The following is a 25,646-nucleotide window of genomic DNA, read 5'->3' as shown; positions in this document are numbered from 1 at the left end:
AACGCGATGAAAACCCGGCTCCTGGCCGTCGCGGCGGCCCTGGCCCTGGCGTTCACCGGCCTGCCCGGTGCCGCCCACGCGGAGTCGAACGGCGGCGTGCGGATCATGCCGCTGGGCGACTCGATCACCTACGGCACCGGCGTGCCCGGCGGGTACCGGATCGGCCTGTGGCAGCGCCTGGCCGCCGGCCGCTACACCAACGACTTCGTCGGCTCGCAGTTCAACGGGCCGGCCAGTCTCTGGGACCACGACCACGAAGGCCACCCCGGCTGGCGCATCGACCAGATCGACGCGAACATCACCGGCTGGCTGCGCACCTACAACCCGCGCTCGGTGCTGCTGCACATCGGCACCAACGACATCCTGCAGAACTACAACGTCGCCGGCGCGCCCGGCCGGCTGTCGGCGCTGCTCGACCACATCACCGCCACCGCACCCAACGCCGACGTGTTCGTCGCGCAGCTCATCCCGATCGGCTGGGCGAGCGGGGACGCCGCCGTGCGGACGTTCAACAACGCGCTGCCGGGGATCGTGCAGGGCAAGGTGAACGCGGGCAAGCACGTGCACCTGGTGAACCTGCACAGCGCGGTGTCCACCGCCGAGCTGCCCGACGGCGTCCACCCGAACGCCACCGGCTACGACAAGATGGCCGCCGTCTGGTACACCGCCCTGCGGTCGGTCCCGGGCAGCATCGGCAACCCGCGGGCCGCCGTGACGCTCGCCGCGGCACCGGGAGAACCGTCGTGAAACGGCTGCTCACCGCGGTCCTGGCGGTGCTGATCACGCTCACCGGCCTGGCCGCGCCCGCCCACGCGGCCGCGCTCACCCGGGTGACCGGCTTCGGCACCAACCCGACCAACCTCGACATGTACGTCTACGTCCCGGACCGGGTGGCGGCCAACCCCGCGCTGCTGGTGCTGGTGCACTACTGCGGTGGCTCGGCGAGCTCGGTCTTCGGCTGGAACGGCAAGGACTACGTCACCGCGGCCGACCGGTACGGCTTCGTCATGGTGCTGCCGGAAGCGACCCGCAGCGGGAAGTGCTTCGACGTCTCGACGCCGAACGCGTTGCGGCGCAACGGCGGTGGCGACTCGACCGGCATCATGTCGATGGTCGCCTACGCCAAGTCGCGCTACCACGTCGATCCGGCGCGGGTCGTCGTCAGCGGGTTCTCGTCCGGGGCGATGATGACGAACGTGCTGGCCGCCCAGTACCCCGACGTGTTCGCCGCCGGCTCGGCGTTCTCCGGCGTGCCCGCCGGGTGTTTCGCGACCACGAACGGTTCGCTGTGGAACAGCACCTGCTCGGGCGGGCAGTCGATCAGGACCGCGCAGCAGTGGGGCGACCTGGCCCGGGCGATGTACCCGGGCTACACCGGCCGCTACCCGCGGATGCAGCTGTGGCACGGCACCACGGACACGACGCTGGCGTACCCGAACTTCGGGGAAGAGCTCAAGCAGTGGACCAACCTGAACCGGCTGGGCCAGACGCCGGGGTTCACCGACCACCCGCAGCCGTCGTGGACGCGGACCCGGTACGGCAGCACCGGTACCCAGGCCACGGTGGAGGGCGTCAGCGTCGCCGGTGTCGGGCACCAGCTGCCGATGACCGGCCAGCTGGCGTACGCGATCGCGTTCCTCGGCCTCGACCACTGACCCTGCCGCGGCCGTCGTGAGTGGTAAGGCGCGTTCTAACGCGCCTTACCACTCACGACCAGCCGCGGCAGCGCACCCCTCAGTGGCAGAACGTGAGTTCCGGGTAGGCCGGCTGATCGAGCACCGGCCGCGCCTCGCCCCGCAGGTGCCGGTCGAAGAACGCGTTCACATAGGTTCGCGTGATCTCCTGGGTCCGCAGCGCGGACGTCGTGGCGCCGTAGTCGACGCCGAACTCGTCACCCACCAGGCCCACGTCGGTGAACGACGCGTGCTGGGCGCCGTGCACGTCGGCCCAGCGCCGCCAGCCGGTGAGCTGCGGCCAGTCCCGCTCCCACGTCGGGTCGCCCGGCACGCAGGCGGTGGCCCCGAGCTGGTGGCCCAGGAACATGAACGGCCGGGACAGCCCGGGCGGGGCCAGCGGGACGTGGGTCGTGCCGTCGATGTCCATCCCGGCCTTCAGCCTGCGGTCGGCGAGCATCGCCGGGATGGTGCTCGCGCCGCCGATGGAGTGCCCGGCCATGCCGATCCGGGAACTGTCGATCAGCGGCGCCCACTTCGAGTGCGCCAGCGAGTCCAGGACGAACGAGACGTCGGCGGCCCGGCCCTGTTCCAGCTTCTCCCAGAACGCGTCGTCGTGCGGGACTTCGCAGGACGCGCACCCGGCGAAGTGCCCGTCCGGGAAGCTCTGGCCGGCGTTTTCGTAGGTGTGGCCGACCACCGCGACGACGTACCCGTGGCTCGCCAGGTCCTCGGCCAGCGCGCTGAGCGTGGCGCGGGGCTTGGTGTACCCGGGCGACAGCACGACCAGCGGCAGTCCGTGCCCGGCGGGCCGGGCGTCGGCGACGGAGTTCGTCACCAGCTCGGCGAGCGTGTCCGGAGGCACGTCCAGGCCGCTGCCGGCCAGCAGCGCCGCCGACTCCGCCGGGGTCAGGTAGTGCGTCTTCGGGCCGTTCGCCGAGGCGGCCGGGTAGAAGAGCGAGACCATCAGCTCCCGGTAGGGCACCGACGGCACCCACGGGTCGGGCCGCGAAGTGTCCTTCAGGTACACCGCCGTGCTGCCCACCGGCCGGTCCCCGGCCGGGGCGGGCAGGTACGGCGTCGACGTCCGGGCGAAGGCCACCTCCGGGTACCGCGCCGACGGCTGGTCCAGCAGCGGCTGCGGCCGGCCGCGCAGGTGCTGGTCGAAGAACGCCCGGACGTACGCCGCGGTGATCGCCTGGCCGCGCACGGCCGGGGTGGTCGCCCCGAAGGCGAGGCCGAGCTGCTCGCCCACCAGGCCGAGGTCGGTGAAGGACGGGTGCACCACGCCCGCCACGGTGAGCCAGCGCTTCCAGCCCTTTAGCTGCTTCCACTCGTCGTCCCAGGTGCGGGATTCGACGCCGGTGCCCGGGGCGTAGAGGCTCTGGCGGCCGAGGAACAGGAACGGCCGGTCGAGGCCGGGGGCGAGCAGCGGGTCGTTCTGCGTGCCGTCGATGTCGATCCCGGCCCTGATCCGCGGGTCGGTCACCATCGCGTTCACCGTGCTGGTGCCGCCGACGGAGTGCCCGGCCATGCCGATCCGGGAACCGTCCAGCAGCGGCGCCCACTTCGAGCGCGCCAGCGAGTCCAGCACGAACGAGACGTCCTTCGCCCGGCCGCGCTGCAGCTTCTGCCAGAACTCGGGGGTGTGGGTCCCGCAGGCCGCGCAGCCGGTGACCCGGCCGTCCGGGAAGGTGGTGGCCACGTTCTCGTAGGTGTGGTCGACCAGCACGACCAGGTAGCCGTGACTGGCCAGGTCTTCCGACAGCGACGTCAGCTCGGCGCGGGGCCGTTTGAACCCGGGGGACAGGACGACCGCCGGCAGCTCGCGCCCGGCCGGGCGGGCGTCGGCGACGGCGTCGGTGTGCACCTTCGTCAGCACCGACGGCGGGATGCCGGTGATGCCGGCTTCGGCGAAAACGGCCGCCGCCTCGGCTTCCGACATGAACTGCTTCTTCGGCCCGTCCGGCGAGGCCGCCGGGTAGAAGAGGGACACCATCAGCTCCCGGTAGGGGACCGAGGGCACCCACGGGTCGGGGCGCGAGGTGTCCTTGAGGTACAGGGCGGTCGTGCCCACCGGCCGGTCGCCGGTCGGTTTCGCCAGCGTCGGTGCCGGGGCCGCCGACGCGGCGGGGGCGGACAGCGTGAGCGCGAGTGCGGTCATGACCACGAGTGTCCCGGTTTTCATCCGACGAAGGTCACTTCCGGGTAGGCGGGCGACGGGGCGGCCAGCAGCGGCTGCGGGCGGCAGCGCAGGTGCTGGTCGAAGAAAGCGCTTACGTAGGTCCGCGTGACGGCGAGCGCCCGGTAGGGGTCGATGACGTCGCCGATGTCGACGCCCAGCTGCGCGGCGAGCACGCCGAGGTCGGTGAACGACGAATGCACCGTGCCCGACACCATGATCCAGCGCTTCCAGCCGGTCAGGTGCGTCCAGTCGGTCTCCCAGTCGTCGTAGGGCCCCGGCGCGCCCGGCGTGTAGTCCTCGGTGCGGCCCACGAACATGAACGGCCGGGACAGCCCGGACGCCGGGATCGGGACGTGCACGCTGCCGTCGAGGTCGGCCCCCGCGCGGATGCGCCGGTCGGCCAGCATCGCCTGGGTGGTGACCGCGCCGCCCGCGGAGTGGCCGGTCATCCCGATGCGCTGCGGGTCGATCAGCGCGCCCCACTTCGAAGCCAGCACGGAATCGAGCACGAACGACGTGTCGCGCGTGTGGACCTGCGCGTACTTCTCCCAGAAGCCGGGCTGGTCGTCGACTTCGCAGGCGGCGCAGCCGGTGACGTGGCCGTCCGGGAAGGTCGTGGCGCGGTTTTCGTAGGTGTGGTCGATCGCCGCCACCGCGTACCCGCGGCTGGCGAGGTCCTCGGCCAGCGCGGTGAGCGTGGCCCGCGGCTGCGTCCAGCCCGGGGACAGCACGACCAGCGGCAGGCTGTGCCACCGCCCGGCCGGTTTCGCGTCGACGACGGCGTTCGTCCGGACCGTGCTGAAGACCTCCGGGGGCAGGCCCGGGATGTTCTGCCGTTCGAGGTTGAGCTTCGACTCGAGCGGGGTCATGTACTGCTTCGTGGGCCCGTTCGCCGAGGTCGCCGGGTAGAAGACGGAAACCATCAGCTCCCGGTAGGGCACCGACGGCACCCACGGATCAGAGCGTGAAGTGTCCTTAAGGGACAGTGAGGTGACACCGACGGGCGAGTGGCCGGTCGGGGCGGGCAGGTACGGCGTCGTGGCCGCGGAAACGGGCGATGCGGACAAGGTCAGGGTGAGTGCGGTGGCCACCGCGAGAGTGCGCATGATTCCCCCAGTCGGAATTCGTCAGGACAGGTGGCGGAGACGGCGGAAGCAGAAACCGGTGAGCAGTGCGGAAAGCACGAGGTAGAGGCCGAGTTCGAGCCACTGCAGCGGCCAGAACCGGGAGCCGGGCTGGAAGGTCACGCGCTGGTGGTAGCCGTGGGCGCCCAGCTGGGCCACGCAGGCCTGGATGTCGCCGCGCGGGGGCGGCGCCGTCGCCCCCGCCCTCGGCCCGCAGGCCTGGACGAAGTCCGGCAGCGCGGCGGCGACGTTCCCGTCCGGGTCGAGGGTTTCGTTCGCCAGCTCCCACGCCCCGGCCGGCTTCCGCACGCCGATCTCGGTGATCCCCTGCTTGTCGTTGCCGGTGATGTTCGTGATGGTCTCGGGCGTGATCGCGACCGTCTCGGTCTGCGGCGGCAGCAGGTACGGGCGCACGAACACCGGGACCAGCACCAGCACGGCGGCGAGCGCGACGAGCGTGACGGCCATCGCGGCCACCGTCCGCCGCAGCAGCATCCCGGCCGCGATGCCGAGGACGAAGGCGAAAGCCGCGTAGCCGACCGGGACGATCCCCCGCGCGCCGAACACCACCGGCGCGATGCGCGAGAGCATCCCGCGGTCGGTCTGGACCGCGGAGAGCGCGTCGATCGGGCTCGCCCACCACGTCACCGCCAGGCTCAGCACGCCGGCGGCGAGCATCGCCGCGAGGAGGCCGAACCCGAGCTTGGTGGTGAGCCACCGCTTCCGCGTGACGGTCTGGTTCCACACGAGACTGTGCGTCCCGCTCTCCAGCTCGCGCGTGATCATCGGGACGCCCCAGAAGACGCCGAGCACCGCGGGCAGCAGGTACAGCACCAGGATGGTCCCGCCGAAGAGGGCGTCCTGGTCGGAGTAGTCGGTGCGGCCCACCAGTTCCGGCCCGGTGATCGCGAGCACGACGGCGATCGCGGCCAGGGCGGCGAGCACCGAGAACGCGGGCGTGCGGAACTGGCGCCAGGTCAGCCAGGTCATCGGAGGACCTCCAGGGCGGGGCGGGCGGCGGCGGGGTTGCTCATGTACTCGAGGACGAGGTCTTCGAGGCCGAGCTGCCCGACCGTCCACGCGGGATCGAGGATCGGCGCTTCGGTGCGGACGAGGACGGTCGTCTGGCGGTCGGTGTGCTTGGCCGAGACGACGTGCTGGTCCGCCGGCAGCGTGTCGAGGTCGCGGCGCGCCCCGGTCAGCCGGTGGTGCGTGGCGAGCAGCGTCTCCACCTCGCCGATCACCCGGACCTGCGAGGCCACCAGCACGACGAGGTGGTCGCAGACCCGCTCGAGGTCGTTGACCAGGTGTGAGGACATCACGACCGACAGCCCGTGCTCGGCGACGGCCTCCATCAGGTCCTGCAGGAACTCCCGGCGCGCCAACGGGTCCAGCGCGGCGACCGGCTCGTCGAGCAGCAGCAGCTCGGGGCGTTTGGCGATGCCGAGCGTGAGCGCCAGCTGGGCGCGCTGGCCGCCGGAGAGCTTGCCGGCGTGCTGCTTCGGGTCCAGCCCGAGCCGTTTGATGCGCTTCTCGGCCAGCGAGGCGTCCCAGCCCGGGTTGAGGTGGGCGCCGAGCCGCAGGTGCTCCTCGATGGACAGTCCACTGTAGACCGGCGTGTTCTGGGCGACGTAACCCACCTTGGCCAGCTGTTCCGGGCCGCTGCCGGGCACCCCGCCGCACACCTCGATGGTGCCGGTCGTCGGCTCGAGCATGCCGGCCGCGATGTTCAGCAGCGTCGACTTGCCGGCGCCGTTGGGGCCGACGAGCCCGGTGACGTGCCCGGCTTCGATCTCCAGCGTGCAGCCGGTAAGCGCTTCCTTGCGCTTGTACCTCTTGCCCAGTCCTCGGGCGTTCAGGACGGTCACGCTATGTCCTCTCTGGCGGAGTCGCGAAACGTGGACATCAACAGGGCCTCGATGCTCTCCTCGTCGAGGCCGGCCTTGCGCGCCCGGTCCAGCCAGCGGCGCAGGTCCTGCCGCAACGGCCCGAGCACGGCGAACGACGCGCCGTTCAGGGTCGCCGTCACGAAGGTGCCGACGCCGGGGCGGGCCGAGACCAGGCCGTCGTGCTCCAGCGCGCGGTAGGCCTTCAGCACGGTGTTCGGGTTGATCGCGAGGCTCGCGACCACGTCCTTGACCTTGGGGAGCTGGTCCCCCTCGGAGAGCAGGCCGAGGCGCAGCGCGTGCCGCACCTGCTGGACCAGCTGCTGGTACGGCGACAGGCCGGACCTCGTGTCCAGGTGGAACTCGATCATCGGCAACTCCATTTATCTAGTTACCTAGTACTATAGCTATGCGGGAGTGTTCGGCGCCAGTGACATCCGGGGCTTCGCCCCGGGCCGGGGGCTTCGCCACCCGGAACCCCCGAAAAGCCGCTGTGATCTTTTTTCGAGCAGGAGATCAACCTCGCCGCCCCCTCGTCCGTCTGGAGGGGTGATCGTTTCCCTTCTCGAGAGGATTTTCCGTGCGTCGTTTCCCTGGGGGAGGCATCGTGCGCGGCGTGGTCGTCGCGCTCGGTGTCTCGATGGCCGTCACGGCGGGGCCGGCGGTCGCGTCCGCGGCACCGGTGTCCGTCGACAAAGTGCCGACGCCACAACTGAGCTGGACCGGCTGTGAAGACGGGTTCCAGTGCGCCACCGCCTCGGTGCCGCTGGACTACGACCGGCCCTCCGGCGCGAAGGTCGACCTCGCGCTGATCAAGCTGCCCGCCACCGATCCCGCGCACCGGATCGGCTCGCTGTTCGTCAACTTCGGCGGCCCCGGCGCGTCCGGCCTGCAGCGCCTGCGGGAGCGCGGGAAGTGGCCGTGGCTGTTCTCCGACGAACTGCGCGCGCGGTTCGACCTGGTCTCGTGGGACCCGCGCGGGATCGGCCACAGCACCGCGGTCCGGTGCTTCGACTCCCTGGCCGAGCAGGAGTCCTTCTTCGGCTCGTTCCCGGAGATGCCGGGCGACCCGAGCGGCAACGCCGCCTTCTACGCCAAGTCGAAGGAGCTGGCCGACCGCTGTTCGGCCAAGGCCGGCCCGATCCTGGAGCACGTCTCGACGGCCGACACGGCCCGCGACCTCGAGCTGCTGCGCCGCGCGGTCGGCGACCCGAAGCTGAACTACCACGGCATTTCCTACGGCACCCAGCTCGGGGCGACGTACGCGAACCTGTTCCCGAACCGGATCCGCGCGATGGTCTTCGACGGCACCATGGACTTCGCCGGCAACGCCACCGGTCAGCACGGCAACGGCAAGAGCGTCCCGCTGGACACCCGCCAGGACGTCGCGACCGGCATCGCGCAGACCTTCGAGCAGTTCCTGCGGCTGTGCACGGAAGCCGGGCCGAAGTGCGCGTTCTCTTCGGGGGACCCGAAGGCCAAGTGGACGGCGCTGACGGCCCGTGCGAAGCAGGCCCCGATCGTCAGCAACGGCGAGACGTGGACCTACTCCGGCATCATCAACGCGGCCGCCGACCTGTCCGACTCGCGGGGCTGGCCGGACATCGCCGCGCTGCTGCAACGCCTTTACGACGCCCCGGCCGCGCCGGCCTTGCGTACGGCCGCGGTCAAGGGCGAGCAGTACACCTCGAACCGCACCGAGGCGTTCAACGCCATCCAGTGCTCCGACAGCGATGTGCCGACCGACCCGGCCGTCTACAGCCGGTACGCCGAGTCGGAAGACCAGCGCGTGCCGTACTTCGGGCGGATCGCGGTGCTGGACATGATGAGCTGCGCGTACTGGCAGGCGAAGGACACCGACCGCTACACCGGCCCGTGGAACCGCCCGACGTCGGCGGAGATCCTGGTGCTGAACAACCACTACGACCCGTCCACCCCGCTGCCCGGCGCCCGTGACGGTGCGGCGGAACTGGCGCGGGCCCGGGTGTTCGTCACCGAGGGCTACGGCCACTCGTCGATGTACGTCCCGAGCACGTGCACCGAGAAGGTCAAGCGGGACTACCTGATCTCGGGCACCTTCCCGGCGGCGGGGCAGACCTGCGGGATCGACGCCAGTCCGTTCGCGTGACCGGGGCGGGCCGCACCGGCGACGGTGCGGCCCGCCGCGACGAAGGCGTCGCGTGGGTGCTGGACGGAGGCGAGGCTGAGGATGTCGCGGCCGAACAGCGCCTGCGTCAGCCACACCGCGAGGACGCGGACCTTGCGTTCCCAGGTCGGCACGGCCAGCACGTGGTAGCCGCGGTGCAGGAGCCACGCCGGGAGGCCGGTGACGACGAGTCTCCGGTACTGGAAGATGCCGCGCCCCAGGCCGAGTGTCGCGATCGCACCCAGGCTGTGGTGGACGTACGGCTTCGGCTCGCGGCCGCGCAGCGTCGCGATGATGTTGCGGGCCAGCAGTTTCCCCTGCCGGTAGGCGTGCTGGGCGTTGGGCACGGTCCGCGCGCCCGGTACCGGCGAGGCGAGGTCGGGCACCGCGGCGGCGTCGCCGGCGGCCCAGGCGCCGGGCACGCCCTCGACCCGCAGATCCGGGCGCACGACGACGTAACCGCGGTCGTCGACCGGGAGGTCGGTGTGCCGGCCGATGACCGGGTTGGCGCCGTTGCCCGCGGTCCAGACGATCAGCCCGGCGTCGAACGCCTCGCCGGTCGAAAGCGTCACGTGGCCGTCCACCGCCGACGTCACCGAGGTGTTCAGGTGGACGTGGGCGCCTCGCCGTTCCAGCTCCCGCACCACCCACCGACCGGGCCGCTCGGTGACCTCGGGCAGGATGCGGCCCGACGCCTCGACGAGGTGGAACCGCAGTTCGTCGCGGCGCAGCTCCGGGTAGCGCCCGAGCAGCGCGGTCGCCAGCGACAGCAGCTCGCCGAAGCCCTCGACGCCCGAGAAGCCACCGCCGACGAAGGCGACGGTGAGCAGCTTCCGCCGCTGCGGTCCGCCGGGCAGCGCGGCGGCGCGGTCGAAGGCGGTGAGCAGCCGGTCCCGGATCGCGACGGCCTCTTCGACGTGCTTGAGGCCGATGGCCTGCTCGGCGACGCCGGGCACGGGCAGCGTCCGGGTGACCGCCCCGGCGGTGACGGCGATCAGGTCGTAGCGCTGCTCGAAGGCGGCCCCGTCGGCCGGCCGCACGGTGACGACGCGGTGGGCGTGGTCGATGGCGGTCACCTTCCCGGCGACGATCCGGGTGCGGCGCAGGTGCCGCCGCAGCGACACGGCGGCGTGCCGCGCCTCGACCGAACCGGCCACGACCTCGGGCAGGAACGGCTGGTAGGTCAGGTACGGGCGGGGATCGACGAGGGTGACCTCGGCCTCGCCGCGCCGCAGGTGCTTTTCGAGCTTCCAGGCGGTGTAGAAACCGGCGTAGCCCCCGCCGACGATCAGGATCCGGCGCATTGCGTCCTCTTTTCTCGCTTCACCCCCTGGACGAGGCCGCGGACGAGGGTGTGACCGCGACCCGCGTCACAGCGAGGACGCGTTCGCGGTGGTGCTCCTCGTGGAGGTCGCGGCGCCGGGCGTGCAGCAGCTGGGCGACGCTGATCACCCCGCGCACCCGGTGCGGGCCGGCGCGGTCGACGACCACGGCCTGGGTGACGTGGCCGGCCGCGAGCTTGTTGGCGATCTCGCGCAGCGTGTCGTCGGGGTGGCACGTCGCGAGGGCGGGATTCGTGGCGTCGGCGACGATCCGGCCCTCCGTCGTGAGCAGGGCCTGCCGGGTCGTGACGCCGGTCAGGCGCTCCTCGCCGTCCACCACGGGGTAGAGCGTGGCGTGGCGGGTGCGCGGGAGGGTCCCGGCCACCGGCTCGTCGTGGCGGAGCACGACCGGGTCGGCCGTCATCACCTCGTGCGCGAAGAACGTCTCGAGCGGATCGGTCGTGTACTCGCGGGTCAGGTGCAGCCGGCGGCGGGCGATCTTCTCGGTGAGCACCGACCGCTTGAGCAGCAGCACGGACACCGCGTAGGCCGACACCGACGCCACCACGAGCGCGAGCAGGTCGTTCCAGGCGTGGGTGAGCTCGAGGGTGAACACGATGCCGGTCAGCGGCGACCGCATCACGCCGCCGACCACCGCGGCCAGGCCGCACACCGCCCAGAACCCGGCGGTGACGTGGGGGAGCAGGCCGCCCTCCGCGGCGCCGAGGGCCGCGCCGATCATGAACACCGGCGCCAGCACGCCGCCCGAGGTGCCGGAGCCGAGCGACAGCGCCCAGATGAGCGTCTTCACCACGAGGATCCCGATGATCAGCGACGTCGTCGCGCGCCCGGTGAGCAGCTGGTCGATGACGTCGTAGCCGACGCCGAGCGCGCGCGGCTCGACCAGGCCACCGGCGCCGATGACGAGCCCGCCGATGGCCGGCCACCACATCCAGTGGATCGGCAGCCGCGAGAAGCCGTCCTCGGCGAGGTAGACCAGCGCGGTCGCGGCGATGGCGAGCAGCCCGCCGGTGACGCCGGGCACGAGGGCGAGCACGTCGGCGGCCGGGCCGGGCGCGGGGGCGGCGGGCAGCCCGAACACCGGGTCGGTGCCGAGGAGGAAGCCGCGGCAGAGGGTGCTGGTGAGGACGGCGGCGGCGACCGGGACGAAGCTGCGCGGCCGCCATTCGAACAGCAGCAGCTCCACGGCCAGCAGAATGGACGCCAGCGGCGCGTTGAACGTCGCCGCCATGCCGCCCGCGGCGCCCGCCACCAGCAGCGTCTTGCGTTCGTCGGCGGACAGGTGCAGCAGCTGGGCGAGGATCGACCCGACGGCCCCGCCGGTCATGATGATCGGGCCTTCGGCGCCGAACGGCCCGCCGGTGCCGATGCTGACCGCCGCGGACACCGGCTTCAGGACGGCCACGCGCGGCGCGACCTTGCTCTCGCCGATCAGGATCGCCTCGATGGCCTCGGGCATGCCGTGGCCGCGGATCTTCTCCGAGCCGAAGCGCGCCAGCACGCCGATGACCAGCGCCCCGGCGACCGGCGCGGTCAGCACCAGCCACCACGGGTGCGTGCCGCCGCCGGGCGCCACGAGCGCGGTGTCGAAGCGCTGGTAGAAGACCAGGTTGGTGATCAGCCCGATGAGCTTGAGCAGCGCGAACGCGGCCAGCGCCGAGGCGGCGCCGACCGGCACGGCGAGCAGGGCGATCACCAGCATGCGCGGCCGGACGTGGAAGTCGCCCAGGTGGGTGGCGCGGTGCGGGTACGCGCTCATCGGGTTCCTTTCGATGTGACGAAGCTTTGCGTAGTGCAATACTTGTAACAGTGAACGATCGAGGTCAAGCCGAGGTCCGCTGGAGTGGCCCGGTTCACCCCCGGATGCGGCAGAATCCCGGGGGTGGTGCACACCGTCCGAGCCCTCGACGCCGCGACGTGGGCGGCGTTCGCGGAACTCGTGGAGCGCAACAACGGCATCTTCGGCGGCTGCTGGTGCCTCGGGTTCCACCCGGAACGCGCTCAGCGCGGTCCGGTCCGCCGCACGACCAAGGAGGACCGCGTCCGCACCGGTGGCGCGCACGCGGCGCTGGTGCTGGACGACGACGGCGTCGCGCAGGGCTGGTGCCAGTACGGCAGCCCCGCCGAACTGCCCGGGATCAAGCACCGGCGTGCGTACGACAAGGCCGCCCCGCCCCGGCCGGACTGGCGGATCACGTGCGTCTTCGTCGACCGGAAGCACCGCGGCCGCGGCATCGCCCGTGCGGCGCTGGGTGGCGCGCTGGCGCAGATCGCGCGGGCGGGCGGCGGGCTCGTCGAGGCGGTCTCCGAGGTGACGGCGGGCCGGGCCGCGCCGGCCCGGTTCCTGTTCAGCGGGACGGTGGAGCTGTTCGAGGAGCACGGGTTCACGCGCGGGCGGCAGCTGGGTGAGCACGCGTGGATCGTGAGCCGGATGATCTCGCCCGGGTGAGGTCCGCCCGTCCGGCTTGACAGCGGGGGCGGTCGTCTCGCACTATGCGAACAAGTGTTCGATAAGTGTTCTGGGTTCGCCTGCGGCTTCCCCGCGCGGGTGTCTCCGGTGCGAGTACGTGGTGCTGGAGGTGGGCGGTCGTGGCGGTGCCGGAGGCGCTGGCCGGGCTCACGGCGATTCCCGGCGTCGGCACGGCCGCGCAGCTGCGCGAGCCGTCCGCGGACGCTGGCCTGCTGGCGGTGCTGCCGCCGCTCGCGACCCTCCTCCCCGGCGGCGGCCTGCGCCGGGGCAGCACGATTTCGGTGCGCGGAGCGACGTCCCTGGTGCTGGCCCTGCTGGCGGCGGCCACCCGCGACGGTTCCTGGGCGGCGGTGACGGGCCTCCCGGAGCTGGGCCTGGCGGCCGCGGCCGAGCTGGGCGTGGACCTGGAGCGGATCGCCCTGGTCCCGGACCCCGGGGCGGAGCTGGTGCCGGTGGTCTCGGCCCTGGTGGACGGGTTCGACGTGGTGGTCCTCGGCCCGGCCCGCGGGGTGTCCGCGGAGACGGCCCGCCGGCTGGCCGGCCGGGTCCGCAACCGGGGCACGGTCCTGGTGGCGGTGGGCCCGTGGCCGGGCGCGGACGTGGAGCTGAGGGTGACGGGCCGCCGCTGGCACGGCCTCACCCAGGACGGCCACGGCCACCTGAGAAGCCGCGACGTGGTCGCGACCACCCACGGCCGCGGCGCGGCGGCCCGCCCCCGCACGGTCCGGCTGCAGCTCCCCGGCCCGGAAGGCGCCGTGGCCCCCGCCGCCCAGCCGAGCCGCCACCTCACCGAGGTAGCCGGATGACCCACCCCACCACCCGGTCCCGCCCCGCCACGAGTGATGCCCCCTCAATCACGCGAGATGCCTGCCCGATCACGCGAGTTGCCCTTCCAGGCACGCGAGTTGCCGTTCTGGATACGCGAGATGTCCTTCCAGGCACGCGAGATGCCGTTCTGGACACGCGAGATGCCCTTCCAGGTACGCGAGTTGCCGTTCTGGATACGCGAGATGCCCTCCCAGACACGCGAGATGCCTCTAGCTCTGATCGCCCTGGCCGCCGCGCGCGGTACGAGTGCCCCGCTGCAGGCGCCCGCGATCGTTTCGCTCGGCCGGTCCAGCCGGTGAGCGCGGCACCCGGGAATGACTGACGCGCCACGGCTGCTCGTCCTGTGGTGTCCCGACTGGCCGGTCGTCGCCGCCGGGGCTGCGGCCGGTTCCTCGCCCACCTCGGCCGCCGCCGTTTTCTCCGGTAGTCGCGTTGTTGCCTGCTCCGCCTCCGCTCGGCGCAGCGGTGTCCGGCGGGGGATGCGGCGGCGGGACGCCCAGTCGCGGTGTCCGGAACTCGTGGTGCACCAGCATGATCCCGATCGCGATGCCCGGCTCTTCGAACCCGTCGCCGCCGCGGTCGAGGCGCAGGCCGTCGGGGTCGAGGTCGTGCGGCCCGGTGTGGTCGCCGTGCCCGTCGACGGGGCCGCCGGGTACTTCGGCGGCGAGGCCGCCCTCGCCGAGCTGCTCATCGACGAGGTCGCCGCCCGGGGCGGGGTCGAATGCCAGGTCGGAATCGCCGACGGGCTGTTCGCCGCGACCCTCGCCGCTCGCCGGTCCGCCATCGTCGCGCGGGGGCGCAGCGCCGACTTCCTCGCGCCGCTGTCGATCGCCGAACTGAACCAGCCCGGGGACGACCGCGGTGAGCTCGTCGACCTGCTCAAGCGGCTCGGCCTGCGCACCCTCGGCGCGTTCGCCGCGCTGGTCGAACGCGACGTCGCCGGCCGCTTCCCGAAGGACGCCGTCGCCGCCCACCGCCTCGCCCGCGGCCTCTCCGAACGCCCGCCGCTGCGCCGCGCCCTGCCGCCGGACCTGTCGGTCACCGAGACCTTCGAGACGCCGCTGGCCAGGGTCGACGAAGCCGCCTTCGTCGCGAAGACGCTCGGCGAGCGCTTCTTCGCCGGGCTGGCGAACCACGGCCTCGCGTGTACGCGCCTGGCCGTCGTCGCCATCACCGAAGCCGGCGAAGAACGCGTACGCGTCTGGCGCTGTGCCGAGCCCCTCACCGCCCGCTCGACGGCGGACCGCGTGCGGTGGCAGTGCGAAGGCTGGCTCACCGTCCGCGACCGGCCGACGGCGGGGATCGTCCGGCTGCGCCTCGACCCCGAAGAGGTGGTCGGCGGGCAGGCGCTGCAGCTGCAGCTGGGCTCCGTGGGCCGCGACGCCGACGCGGCCGAGCGCGCCGCCCGCGCGCTGGTGCGGATCCAGGGCCTGCTGGGCCCGGACGCGGTGGTCACGCCGCTGCTGGACGGCGGCCGCGGCCCGGCCGAGCGCGTCCGGCTGATCCCGTGGGGCGAGCCGCGCCGCCCGCTGGCCGCCGACCGCCCGTGGCCGGGCCGGCTGCCTGCCCCCTCGCCGACGGTCGTGCCCCGCCGCCCGGTCCCGGCGGAGGTGCTCGACGCGGTCGGCGACGTGGTCCGCTGCACCGCCCGCGGCGAGCTCGGCTACCCGCCCTCGACGGTCGCGGTCGACGGCGGCCCGGCCCGCCGCGTCCTCGGCTCGGCGGGCCCGTGGGTGGTCCACCCGGCCCTGCCCACCCGCCGCGGCGAGCGGCCGCTGGCCCGGGTGCAGGTGGTCCTGGAGGGCGACGCCGACGGCGACATCGCCCTGCTGCTCACCGCGGCCCTCGGCGACAATCCACAGTGGACGGTCGAGGGCAGTTACGACTAGGACGCTGTGACGGAGGTGACTCCACACCGTCCACAGTTGACACCGGCCGCCTCCCGGCGCAGGATCGGGACACGGTATTCGCCCGTGTGTTCGAACAGTAGTCGCTGGCTTCCCCACAGCGAAACCGGTGGGAGCTGGCCTTGGCGTTCAACAATCCGCGTGTCCCGTGGTCCGAAGTGGAGCGGATCGCTTCCGGGCGGCCGCCCGTTCCCGGGGACGGCAACGACGCCCCCGCGTGGTCGCGCAAACGCGAAGGGTATCCCGGCGCGCCCGCCGATCTCGCCGGGCGGCGGAGGCGCGACGACGGCGGGGACCGGATCCGGGCGCCCTACGCCGAACTGCACGTCCACTCCAACTTCAGCTTCCTCGACGGCGCCAGCCACCCCGAGACGCTCGTCGAGGAGGCCGCGCGGCTGGAGCTGGACGCGCTCGTCCTCACCGACCACGACGGCGTGTACGGCGCCGTGCGGTTCAACGACGCCGCGCGGGCGCTCGGGGTCCGGGTCGGGTTCGGGGCCGAGCTCTCGCTCGGGCTGCCCGGCCCGCAGGCCGGCGTGCCCGACCCGGCCGGTTCGCACCTGCTCGTGATCGCGCGGCAGCAGACCGGTTACCACCGGCTGTGCCGGGTCATCTCCCGCGCCCAGCTCGCCGGCGGGGAGAAGGGGCGGCCCGTGTACGACTTCGACGAGCTCGCCGACGAACTCGCCGGGCACGTCGTCGTGCTCACCGGCTGCCGCAAGGGCGCCGTCCGGCAGGCGCTCGCGCACCGAGGCCCGGCCGCCGCGCACGCCGAACTCGCGCGGCTGGTCGACCGCTTCGGGCGGTCGCACGTCGCCGTCGAGCTGATCGACCACCGGCAGCCCCGGGACCACGCCGCCAACGACCTGCTCGACGCGCTGGCCGAGGACCTCCGGCTACCGACCGTCGTGTCCAACAACGTGCACTACGCACGCCCGGACGACGCCGTCGTGGCCGCCGCGGTCGCCGCCGTCCGGGCCCGGCGGCCGGCCGAGGAGCTCGACGGGTGGCGGCCGCCGTCGGGGCAGGCGTTCCTGCGGTCCGGGATGGAACAGCGGCGGCTCTTCGAACGCCGGTACCCCGGTGCCGTCGGCCGGGCCGCCGTGCTGGGCGTCGAAGTCGCGTTCGACCTGCAGCTCGTCGCGCCGGACCTGCCGCCGTTCCCCGTCCCGACCGGGCACGACGAGATGTCCTTCCTGACCGAGCTGACCTGGCGAGGCGCGGCGAAGCGCTACGGGTCGCGCGAAGAGAACCCGAAGGCCTACGCCCAGCTCGACCACGAGCTCGCCGTCATCGGCGAGCTCGGCTTCCCGGGCTACTTCCTGGTCGTCTGGGACATCGTCCGGTTCTGCCGGGAGGCGGACATCCTGTGCCAGGGCCGCGGCTCGGCGGCGAACTCCGCGGTCTGCTACGCGCTGGAGATCTGCCACGCCGACCCGGTGAAGTGGAACCTGCTGTTCGAGCGGTTCCTCGCGCCGGAGCGGGACGGGCCGCCGGACATCGACGTCGACATCGAGTCCGGCCGCCGCGAGGAAGCCATCCAGTACGTCTACGAGAAGCACGGCCGGTTCCACGCCGCGCAGGTCGCCAACGTCATCACCTACCGGGCGCCCTCGGCCATCCGCGACGCCGCGAAGGCGCTCGGGCACAGCCCCGGGCAGCAGGACGCCTTCGGCAAGCTCGTGGACCGCTGGGGCGGGGTCGCCGCCACGAAACAGCAGGCGGCGGGGTCGATCCCGGACGACGTCCTCGACCTGGCCGCGCGGATCGAGGACTTCCCGCGCCACCTCGGCATCCACTCCGGCGGCATGGTGATCTCGAAGCAGCCGGTGTCCGAGGTGGTCCCGGTCGAGTGGGCGACCATGGCCGACCGCAGCGTGCTGCAGTGGGACAAGGACGACTGCGCCACCGTCGGGTTGGTCAAGTTCGACCTGCTCGGCCTGGGCATGCTTTCGGCGTTGCACTACATGCTCGACCTCGTCGCCGAACACCACGGCACCGCCGTCGACATCGGGAAGCTCGACCTGGCCGACCCGGCGGTCTACGACATGCTCTGCGAAGCCGACGCCGTCGGGGTGTTCCAGGTCGAGTCCCGCGCCCAGCTCGCCACGCTGCCGCGGCTGCGGCCGCGCGAGTTCTACGACCTCGTCGTCGAGGTGGCGCTGATCCGGCCCGGCCCGATCCAGGGCGGCTCGGTGCACCCCTACATCCGGCGCCGCCGCGGCGACGAGGAGTGGGCGCACGCGCACCCGCTGCTGGCCGCGTCCCTGGACCGCACCCTCGGCGTGCCGCTGTTCCAGGAACAGGTGATGCAGATGGCGGTCGACGTCGCGAGCTTCACTCCGGCCGAAGCCGACCAGCTCCGCCGGGCCATGGGCGCCAAGCGGTCCAGCGCGAAGATGAAGGCCCTGATGGCGCGGTTCTTCGCCGGCTGCGCCGCCAACGGCCTCGACCGCGAGCTCGCCACCCGGATCTTCGAGCAGATCCACGCCTTCTCCGGCTACGGCTTCCCCGAAGCGCACTCGATGTCCTTCGCGCTGCTCGTCTACGCGTCCGCGTGGTTCAAGCACTACTACCCGGCCGCGTTCTGCGCCGGGTTGCTGCGCGCCCAGCCGATGGGTTTCTACAGCCCGCAGTCGCTGGTCGCCGACGCCCGCCGCCACGGCGTCCACGTCCGCGAGCCGGACATCAACACCAGCCTCGTCCACGCCACCCTCGAACCGGACGGAGGCAGCACCGGCGGGGTCGCGCTCCGGCTCGGCCTCGCCGGGGTCCGCCACCTCGGCGAGGACACCGCCGAGGAGATCGTCGCCGAACGCGACACCCACGGCCGGTACACGAGCATCGGCGACCTGACCCGCCGCGTGCCGCTGAAGAAGAACGTGGCCGAGGCGCTGGCCACGGCCGGGGCGTTCAGCGGGTTCGGCGGCGACCGGCGGCAGGACCTCTGGGCCGCCGGCGCGGCCGCGGCCACCCGGCCCGGCCACCTGCCCGGCCTCGCCCCGGGCCTCGACGCGCCCGCGCTGCCCGGGATGACGCGGCTGGAGGTGACGGCCGCGGACCTGTGGGCCACCGGCGTGTCCCCGGACAGCCACCCGGTCGAACACCTGCGCGGGATCCTGGCCGGGCGCGGCGCGCTCACCGTCGCCGAGCTCAGGCGGGCCGAGGACGGGGCGCGCGTGTGGGTCGGCGGCGCGGTCACCCACCGGCAGCGGCCCGCGACGGCCGGCGGGATCACGTTCCTGAACCTCGAGGACGAGACCGGGATGGCCAACGTCGTCGTCTCGCCGGGACTGTGGCAGCGGCAGCGGCTCGTCGCCCGCACCAGCGCCGCGCTGCTCGTGCGCGGGCGGGTGCAAGCCGCCGAAGGGGTCGTCACGCTCGTCGCCGACCGCCTCGAAAACCTCGAACTGCCCATGCGGAACGGGCCTTCCCGCGACTTCCGTTGACTTTCGGGCCCCCGCGGTGGTTCTCTCGCTGAGAGCGCTCCCAGTCATCCGTTCGTGCCCGACGAGTGAGGATGGACCTTCATGACAGCTCGACGTCTGCGCTGGGCAGCGTGGCCGGTGATCGCCGTGCTCGCCGCGGCGGTGCCGGCAGCCGGCACCGCCGCGGCGGCGGACCCGCCCGCGGCAACGGTCACCGTCAACGCCAAAGCCGGGCTGGCCACCGTGCCGGACACCGGGATCGGCATCAACCACGCGGTGTGGGACAGCCAGCTGGGGACCGACGTGGTGGCCGACCTGTACGGCGCGGCCGGTGTCCGCACGATGCGCTACCCCGGCGGTTCCTACGGCGACATCTACCACTGGAAGGACAACACCGCGCCGGGTGGTTACGTGGCGCCGAACACCGATTTCGACACGTTCATGGGCGGTGTCCGCCGAGCCGGCGCCCAGCCGATCATCATCGCCAACTACGGCACCGGCACACCCGAAGAGGCCGCGGACTGGGTGCGGTACGCCAACGTGACCAAGGGCTACGGCGTCAAGTACTGGGAAATCGGCAACGAGCTCTACGGCAACGGCCACTACGGCGCGAACTGGGAAGCCGACAACCACGCGGACAAGAGCCCGACGGCCTACGCCAACGGCGTCGTCGCCTACGCCGACGCGATGAAGGCGGCCGATCCGGGCGTCAAGATCGGCGCCGTGCTGACCACCCCGGCGAACTGGCCGGACGGCATCGTCGGGTCCGGCGACACCGCCACCTGGAACCAGACCGTGCTGTCGATCGCGGGCCCGCACATCGACTTCGTCATCCTGCACTGGTACCCAACCGGCTCGACGGCGGCGGAAGCGCTCGCCAAGCCCGAGCAGATCACCGACATGATCTACGCGGCCCGCGAGCAGATCACCCGGTACGCGGGCGCGAACGCCGGCCGCATCGGCATCTCGATGACCGAAACGAACACCCCGGTGGGCATGGACACCCAGCCCGGCGCGCTGTTCGCCGCCGACACCTACAGCTCGCTGCTGGAGAACGGCGTGTTCACCGTGGACTGGTGGGACACGCACAACGGCGGGACGAAACTGTCCACAGTGGCCGGTTACCCGGACTACGGCGACTCCGGCCTGCTCTCCAGCGCGACCTGCCTGGACGGCGGCGCCTGCGAGCCCGCGCTCAACACGCCGTTCGCGCCCTACTACGGCCTGAAGATGCTGAGCACCTTCGCGCACCCGGGCGACCAGTACGTCCGGGCGGCCGCGGACGACCCGCTCGTCGGCGCGCACGCCGCCCGGCGGCCGAACGGCGACCTCGCCGTGCTGCTGCTCAACAAGGACCCGGACCAGGCCAGGACGGTGACCCTGGACTACGCGGGCTACACGCCGGCCGCGGGCGCGCCCCAGGTGTACACCTTCACCAACGGGGCCACGGCGGTTTCGAGTTCGGCGGCCGGGACGAGCACGTCCCAGACGCTCCCGCCGTACTCGCTGACCACGGTGGTGCTGCACCCGGCGGCGGCCGCCGCCGGACCCGGCGCGCCCGGCCGTCCGACCGGCACGGCGACCGACCGGACGGCGACGATCAGCTGGCCCGCGGCGGTGCCCGGCGCCCACCCGATCGCGAAGTACGAGGTGTACCGCCAGGTCGGCGCGGTCAGCGAGCAGTGGGGTGAGACGACCGGAACGTCCCTCGACGTCGGCAACCTGGTGCCGGGCAGCCGGTACACGGTCAACGTCCTGGCGCGTGACACGGCGGGCAACGTGTCCGCGGCCTCCCTGCCGTTGACGTTCACCACCGGCGCACCGGCGGCGAGCACCTGCACGGTCCGGATGACCGACGTCACCGACTGGGCGAGCGGCTTCGTCGGCGGCATCCACGTCACCGGCAGCGGTGTGGTGGGGGACTGGACGCTGACGTTCAGCTGGCCGACCGCCCGCCAGCGCCTCACCGGCGGCTGGAGCGGAACGTGGGCGCAGAACGGGACGACGGTGACGGTGTCGTCGTCGGCCCCGCCGGCGTCGGGGGTGGACGTCGGGTTCACCGCCGACTACAGCGGGCCGAACATCCTGCCGTCGGCGTTCACCCTGAACGGCGTCGTCTGCGCCCTGGGTTAGGGCGCCGATTCGACGCGTTCGCGCACGGCCCGCAGTTCTTCCCCGACGACCGCCAGCTGGGCGTCGACCGCCGAGGGATCGGTGTCCTCGGGGAAGAACAGGCTGAAGACGAGTTCGGTCCCGGCCTGGTTGGGGACCGCGCGGGTGAACAGGCCCACGGTGGGGGCGTCGGCGCTGACCACGTCGACCACACCGTGGGCCGCCGCGACCCGCACGGCCACGCGCCGCGGGCCGCCTTCGGTGTGGACGCGCCAGACGTCGTCGTGGTCGTGGTCGACCGCGGTGGCGAAGCCGGGCGCCCATTCGGGCAGGTGCCGCGGATCGGCGAGGTATTCGACCACCCGCGCCGGCGGGGCGGCGATGGAGATGGTGCGGGTTTCGGCCCGGGAGAGTGTCATGCCGAAACGATACGCACCTGCTTATCATTTGTCCAAGCGTAAAATCCGCCGGGTGAACGAGGACGACGATCTCGGCGCCCTCTGCGCCGGCGCGGGGCGCGCCCTGGCCGAAGCCGAACGCCCGGTGCTGGAGCGGCACGGGCTCACGATGTGGCAGTACGTGGTGCTGTCGGCACTGGCTGCCGGAGCGGCGCCCAGCCAGCTGGTGCTGGCCCAGCAGATCCGCTACGACAAGACCCGGTTGATCACCCTGCTGGACGCCCTGGAGGCGGCGGGCTTGGTAGCCCGCGAGCCCGACCCGGCCGACCGCCGCGCGCGGGTGGTGCGGTTGACCACCGAGGGCGGCCGGCGGCATGCGGCGGTGCGGGCGGAGATCCGCGAGGTGGAGGACGGCAAGCTCGCCGGGCTTTCGGTGGAGGCGCGGCGGGTGTTGCGGTCGGCGTTGGCGCACCTGGCGAACACGGAGTGAGCGGGGCGGCCGGGCTGAGCAGCCCCCGATTTCCACGCTACCGGAGGGCACCGACGAAAACGGCGGCCGACAGCGGCCGGGTGCGGCGTTGTCCCCAACCAGCGGAAGGCGGCGTGCCCCCCGCAACCGGTGGCCGACAGCGGTCGGGTGCCGCGTTGTTCCCAACCGCCGGCCGGCAGCGGAAGGTGACCAACGACGTCACCAGACCTCCCCCGCCCCTCATCCCAGCTGTCCCTTCAGGCGGCGGTCGGGTTTGTCAAGGCATCTTTCCCGCCTTGACAAACCCGGGCGGCGGCTGAAAATCCCACCGGAGGGGCGGGGGAGGTCGGACCCGCTACTTAGCCACGGCAGAGCTAAACCGCCGCAGAGCTGAGCCACGGGCAAAAGACAAAAGAATGTCCTCGCCGGACAGGCAGGCTCCGGGATGACCCTCCGACCCGCTGTCATCTCACCTTGGAGAGGTGGGCCGCTGGGTGGTCATCCCGTCGCCTGAACGAGGCCTATCACTTTGAGCCGGGCCCGCAACCTCGCGCTGCCACCCCTGACTCGGTCTGCATGTTGCGGGCCCGGCTCAAAGTGATTTGACGGCCTCAGGCGACGGGATGACCACCCCGCTCCTTTGGTGTCAAGCGCGGCGGCGGATCACCTCGTCCGCCACCCACTCCGCCACCCCTTCCGGATACGGATTGCTCAGCCCCAGCACAAAATGCCCGAACCCGGCCTCTGCCGCCTCGGCGATCTTTCCCCGTGTTGCCTCTGGCCGTTCGTAATCCACCGGTAGGAAGATCGATCGTACGATCTCCGCCGGGTTCCTTCCGATCTCCTCGCAATACCTGTCCAGCAACCGGCTTCGCGCGGCCAAATCCTCGATGTCACCGCCGCCCGGGATGTTCCACAGGTTTGCGTGCTCTGCCACCACTCGCAGCGTTGCGTTTGCGCGGCCGCCGATCATGATCGGGGGGTGTGGCTTCTGTACCGGCTGGGGGTTTCCGAACGCTCCGGTCAACGATACGTGGGAACCCGGGAAATCGAAGGGTGATGACGATGTCCACAAGCGACGGATCACCGTGCACGCCTCGGCCAGTGCCGCCACCGCGTCGGCCTGATCGACGTATGGCAGGCCGTGGCCGTCGTACTCGCGGCGGGCCAGGGGGTGGCTCGGGCGGGATCCTGCGCCGATGCCGAAGTCGAGGCGGCCGCCCGAGATGATGTCGACCGTTGTGGCGATCTTTGCCAGCATGGCCGGTGGGCGGAAGCGGTTGCTGGTCACCAACAGGCCGATGCGCATCCGGGATGTCTGCGCCGCCAGGGCCGAAAGCAGCGTCCAGCCCTCGAGAATCGGGCCGGAAGGGTCGCCGGCGATCGGCATCAGGTGGTCGAACAGCCAGGCGTGCTCGATCTCCGGCACCTTGTCCGCTTCCTGCCACACGCGCAGGATCTCGTCGTAACCGACCTGCTGGGGTGCGGTCAGGATGCCGAAGCTCATCGGCGCCGTCGCAGGGACGGGTCGAGCAGGGCGGGCGGGGTGTCGAACTTCTCGTCCGGGGCCAGGTCGGTGCCCGGTGCGACGACGGCGTCGATCTCGTCGAGGACGTCGGCGGGCAGGACCGTGTCGGCCGCCGCGAGTTGCGCGGTCAGGTGGTCCGGTGTGCGCGGGCCGATCAGCGCGCTCGTCACGCCGGGGTGGGCGGTGACGAAGCCGAGCGCCAGCTGGATCAGCGTCAGGCCGGCGGCGTCGGCGATCTTGGCCAGCTGCTCGACGGCGTCGAGGCGGGCGCGGTTGGCCGGGACGTCGAGGTCGAAGCGCTGGGGCACCACCTTCGCGCGGTTGCCGCTGAACTCCCGGCCCGCGCGGACCGCGCCCGACAGCCAGCCCGAAGCCAGCGGGCTCCACGCCAGCACGCCCATGCCGTACTCCTCGGTCACCGGCAGCACGTGCGCTTCGATGCCGCGCTGCAGGATCGAATAACTCGGCTGCTCGGTGACGTACCGGCCGAGGTGGAGCGAACGCGCGGCCCACTGCGCCTGCACGATCCGGTACGCCGGGAACGTCGACGAGCCGAAGTACCGGATCTTGCCCGCGCGCTGCAGGTCGGTCAGTGCGGAAAGCGCTTCCTCGTCGCTCGTGGCGGGGTCCCAGCGGTGGATCTGGTACAGGTCGACGTGGTCGACGTCGAGGCGGCGCAGGCTGTCCTCGAGCGCGCGGACCAGCCAGCGGCGCGAGTTGCCGCGGTGGTTGCGCTCTTCGCCCATCGGCATGGTCGCCTTCGTGGCCAGCACCAGGTCGTCGCGGCGGCCGGCGATCGCCCGGCCGACGATCGCCTCCGACTCGCCCTGGCCGTACATGTCGGCCGTGTCGATGAGGTTGATCCCGCCGTCCAGGGCGGCGTCGACGATGGCGGTGGCCTCGTCCTGGGTGACGCGCCCGATCGCGCCGAAGTTCATCGCGCCGAGCGCGAGGGTGCTGACCTGGACGCCGGTGCGGCCCAAGGTGCGGTACTGCATGGGAGGTGCCTCCGTGGCAGGATGAGCAAACGGAACGTTGCTCCGCTAACGATACGGAACACTGTTCCGCTTAGCAACCCGGGAGGATCGGTGGGCGAACGCAAGCCCAAGCGGGCGGACGCCCGGCGCAACGAGAAGGCGCTGCTGGACGCCGCGGCCGCGGTCTTCGTCGCGTCCGGGGTCGACGCGCCGGTGCGCGACATCGCGGCGAAGGCCGGCGTCGGGATGGGCACCATCTACCGCCACTTCCCGACCCGCGCCGACCTCGTCATCGCCGTCTTCCGGCACCAGGTGGACGCCTGCACCGAGGCCGGGCCGGCCCTGCTGGCCGCGAACGCGTCGCCGTACGCCGCGCTGGCGCAGTGGATCGACCTGTTCGTGGACTTCCTGGTGACGAAGCACGGCCTCGCCGGGGCGCTCCAGTCGGACAACGCCGGCTTCGAGTCCCTGCACGCGTACTTCCTCGACCGGCTGGTGCCGGTGTGCGGCGAGCTGCTCGACGCCGCCGCCGCGGCCGGCGAGGTCCGGGCCGGGGTGCCGCCGCTGGACCTCATGCGCGGGGTCGGCAACCTCTGCATCGGCGCGGACGACCCGCGGTACGACGCGCGCCGGATGGTGAAGATCCTCGTCGCCGGGCTGCGGTGCGCCACGATGGGCGCATGACGGCGTGGCGGGAGTTCGAGGCGGCGGAACCGGAATTCGCCCGGCGGGTGCGGGCCCGGTTCGACGCGCACAAGCACAAGACGATCGCGACCCTGCGGGCTGACGGCTCGCCGCGGATTTCCGGCATCGAGACGGCCTTCGAGGACGGCGAGCTCGTCTTCGGCTCGATGCCGCAGGCGCGCAAGGGCGCGGACCTGCTCCGCGACCCGCGGTTCGCGCTGCACAGCGCGACGGTCGACCCCGTCGAGGGCGCCGAGGCGCAGTGGCCGGGGGAGGCGAAGATCGCCGGGCGTGTGCGCCCCGGCGACGGCGAGCGGTTCGTGGCCGACGTCGCCGAGGTCGTGCACACCCACCTGAACGAGGCGGCGACGCTGCTGGTCGTCGAGTGGTGGACACCCGCGGACGGGCTGCGCAAGGTCGAGCGCGAGTGAAGCCGGAGCGCCCATCGCGCGCCGTCGTCTCCATCGATTAAATCAACTGCTTGACTT

The 25,646-nt window shown here is 72.4% G+C and carries 22 protein-coding genes; 12 read left to right on the top strand and 10 right to left on the bottom strand.

Annotation, left to right across the window (positions count from 1 at the left end; genetic code table 11):
• Positions 1-6: 6 nt before the first annotated feature.
• Entirely contained in the window at positions 7-747 is a 741-nt protein-coding gene (locus ABZW17_RS37900; protein WP_354824996.1) for an SGNH/GDSL hydrolase family protein, read from the top strand.
• The gene (locus ABZW17_RS37895) at positions 744-1,655 is read left to right on the top strand and encodes a PHB depolymerase family esterase (RefSeq protein WP_354824993.1); all 912 of its coding nucleotides are present in this window, start codon (positions 744-746) and stop codon (positions 1,653-1,655) included. Before ABZW17_RS37900 ends, ABZW17_RS37895 begins: the two co-directional genes overlap by 4 nt.
• Before the next feature lie 79 nt (positions 1,656-1,734).
• Here ABZW17_RS37895 and ABZW17_RS37890 read toward each other — a convergent pair whose 3' ends face one another.
• Genes ABZW17_RS37890 through ABZW17_RS37870 form a run of 5 tightly spaced genes read right to left on the bottom strand, consistent with a single transcriptional unit; the run spans position 1,735 to position 7,239 of the window.
• Entirely contained in the window at positions 1,735-3,837 is a 2,103-nt protein-coding gene (locus ABZW17_RS37890; protein ID WP_354824990.1) for an esterase, read from the bottom strand.
• Between the two features lie 20 nt (positions 3,838-3,857).
• Positions 3,858-4,964, bottom strand: coding sequence for an alpha/beta hydrolase (locus tag ABZW17_RS37885; RefSeq protein ID WP_354824986.1), 1,107 nt, complete (start codon positions 4,962-4,964; stop codon positions 3,858-3,860).
• Between the two features lie 21 nt (positions 4,965-4,985).
• A complete protein-coding gene (locus ABZW17_RS37880) occupies positions 4,986-5,972 on the bottom strand; it encodes a transporter (RefSeq protein ID WP_354824983.1) in 987 nt (328 codons plus the stop codon).
• Positions 5,969-6,850: an ABC transporter ATP-binding protein gene (locus tag ABZW17_RS37875; protein ID WP_354824980.1), complete on the bottom strand. Its 882-nt coding sequence runs from the start codon at positions 6,848-6,850 to the stop codon at positions 5,969-5,971. Before ABZW17_RS37875 ends, ABZW17_RS37880 begins: the two co-directional genes overlap by 4 nt.
• On the bottom strand, positions 6,847-7,239 hold the full coding sequence (locus tag ABZW17_RS37870; RefSeq protein WP_354824977.1) for a GntR family transcriptional regulator: 393 nt from the start codon (positions 7,237-7,239) through the stop codon (positions 6,847-6,849). The genes ABZW17_RS37875 and ABZW17_RS37870 overlap by 4 nt, the downstream gene beginning before the upstream one ends.
• A gap of 236 nt (positions 7,240-7,475) precedes the next feature.
• Here ABZW17_RS37870 and ABZW17_RS37865 point away from each other — a divergent pair, with 236 nt between their 5' ends.
• On the top strand, positions 7,476-8,996 hold the full coding sequence (locus tag ABZW17_RS37865) for an alpha/beta fold hydrolase (RefSeq protein ID WP_354825047.1): 1,521 nt from the start codon (positions 7,476-7,478) through the stop codon (positions 8,994-8,996).
• Here the strand turns inward: ABZW17_RS37865 and ABZW17_RS37860 are convergent.
• A complete protein-coding gene (locus tag ABZW17_RS37860; protein ID WP_354824974.1) occupies positions 8,927-10,318 on the bottom strand; it encodes an NAD(P)/FAD-dependent oxidoreductase in 1,392 nt (463 codons plus the stop codon). The genes ABZW17_RS37865 and ABZW17_RS37860 overlap by 70 nt on opposite strands.
• Positions 10,319-10,337: 19 nt before the next feature.
• Entirely contained in the window at positions 10,338-12,116 is a 1,779-nt protein-coding gene (locus tag ABZW17_RS37855) for a chloride channel protein (RefSeq protein ID WP_354824971.1), read from the bottom strand.
• Positions 12,117-12,239: 123 nt separating this feature from the next.
• Here ABZW17_RS37855 and ABZW17_RS37850 point away from each other — a divergent pair, with 123 nt between their 5' ends.
• The 6 genes from ABZW17_RS37850 (at position 12,240) to ABZW17_RS37825 (ending at position 21,123) form a co-directional block, all read left to right on the top strand.
• Positions 12,240-12,806 (top strand): GNAT family N-acetyltransferase, encoded by a 567-nt coding sequence (locus ABZW17_RS37850; protein ID WP_354824967.1) that lies wholly within the window; start codon positions 12,240-12,242, stop codon positions 12,804-12,806.
• Between the two features lie 140 nt (positions 12,807-12,946).
• A complete protein-coding gene (locus ABZW17_RS37845; protein ID WP_354824964.1) occupies positions 12,947-13,633 on the top strand; it encodes a hypothetical protein in 687 nt (228 codons plus the stop codon).
• A 120-nt stretch (positions 13,634-13,753) separates the two neighbouring features.
• Positions 13,754-13,954: a hypothetical protein gene (locus tag ABZW17_RS37840; RefSeq protein WP_354824961.1), complete on the top strand. Its 201-nt coding sequence runs from the start codon at positions 13,754-13,756 to the stop codon at positions 13,952-13,954.
• Positions 13,955-13,969: 15 nt separating this feature from the next.
• Complete coding sequence (locus tag ABZW17_RS37835) at positions 13,970-15,544, top strand: DNA polymerase Y family protein (protein WP_354824958.1); 1,575 nt, start codon at positions 13,970-13,972, stop codon at positions 15,542-15,544.
• A 140-nt stretch (positions 15,545-15,684) separates the two neighbouring features.
• Positions 15,685-19,011 carry an error-prone DNA polymerase gene (locus ABZW17_RS37830; protein ID WP_354824955.1) on the top strand — a complete coding sequence of 1,109 codons (3,327 nt, stop codon included), beginning with the start codon at positions 15,685-15,687 and terminating at the stop codon, positions 19,009-19,011.
• An 81-nt stretch (positions 19,012-19,092) separates the two neighbouring features.
• On the top strand, positions 19,093-21,123 hold the full coding sequence (locus ABZW17_RS37825; protein WP_354824952.1) for a cellulose binding domain-containing protein: 2,031 nt from the start codon (positions 19,093-19,095) through the stop codon (positions 21,121-21,123).
• On the opposite strand, the gene ABZW17_RS37820 is transcribed toward ABZW17_RS37825, so the two are convergent.
• On the bottom strand, positions 21,120-21,521 hold the full coding sequence (locus tag ABZW17_RS37820) for an SRPBCC family protein (protein ID WP_354824949.1): 402 nt from the start codon (positions 21,519-21,521) through the stop codon (positions 21,120-21,122). The two genes, ABZW17_RS37825 and ABZW17_RS37820, sit on opposite strands and share 4 nt — an antisense overlap.
• Positions 21,522-21,573: 52 nt before the next feature.
• Between ABZW17_RS37820 and ABZW17_RS37815 the strand changes: the two genes are divergently transcribed.
• Positions 21,574-21,990 carry a MarR family transcriptional regulator gene (locus tag ABZW17_RS37815; RefSeq protein WP_354824946.1) on the top strand — a complete coding sequence of 139 codons (417 nt, stop codon included), beginning with the start codon at positions 21,574-21,576 and terminating at the stop codon, positions 21,988-21,990.
• A 625-nt stretch (positions 21,991-22,615) separates the two neighbouring features.
• On the opposite strand, the gene ABZW17_RS37810 is transcribed toward ABZW17_RS37815, so the two are convergent.
• Positions 22,616-23,476, bottom strand: coding sequence for an LLM class flavin-dependent oxidoreductase (locus tag ABZW17_RS37810; RefSeq protein ID WP_354824943.1), 861 nt, complete (start codon positions 23,474-23,476; stop codon positions 22,616-22,618).
• The gene (locus tag ABZW17_RS37805; protein ID WP_354824940.1) at positions 23,473-24,495 is read right to left on the bottom strand and encodes an aldo/keto reductase; all 1,023 of its coding nucleotides are present in this window, start codon (positions 24,493-24,495) and stop codon (positions 23,473-23,475) included. Before ABZW17_RS37805 ends, ABZW17_RS37810 begins: the two co-directional genes overlap by 4 nt.
• Positions 24,496-24,585: 90 nt before the next feature.
• Between ABZW17_RS37805 and ABZW17_RS37800 the strand changes: the two genes are divergently transcribed.
• A complete protein-coding gene (locus ABZW17_RS37800) occupies positions 24,586-25,158 on the top strand; it encodes a TetR/AcrR family transcriptional regulator (RefSeq protein WP_354824937.1) in 573 nt (190 codons plus the stop codon).
• Entirely contained in the window at positions 25,155-25,589 is a 435-nt protein-coding gene (locus ABZW17_RS37795) for a pyridoxamine 5'-phosphate oxidase family protein (RefSeq protein WP_354824934.1), read from the top strand. The genes ABZW17_RS37800 and ABZW17_RS37795 overlap by 4 nt, the downstream gene beginning before the upstream one ends.
• The last annotated feature ends 57 nt before the right edge of the window (positions 25,590-25,646 follow it).

It is taken from the genome of Amycolatopsis sp. NPDC004625, assembly GCF_040609695.1.
In the GTDB taxonomy this organism is placed as follows: Bacteria; Actinomycetota; Actinomycetes; order Mycobacteriales; family Pseudonocardiaceae; genus Amycolatopsis.
Note: the sequence above shows the minus strand (reverse complement) of the source record. Positions and strands in the feature narration are given on the sequence as shown.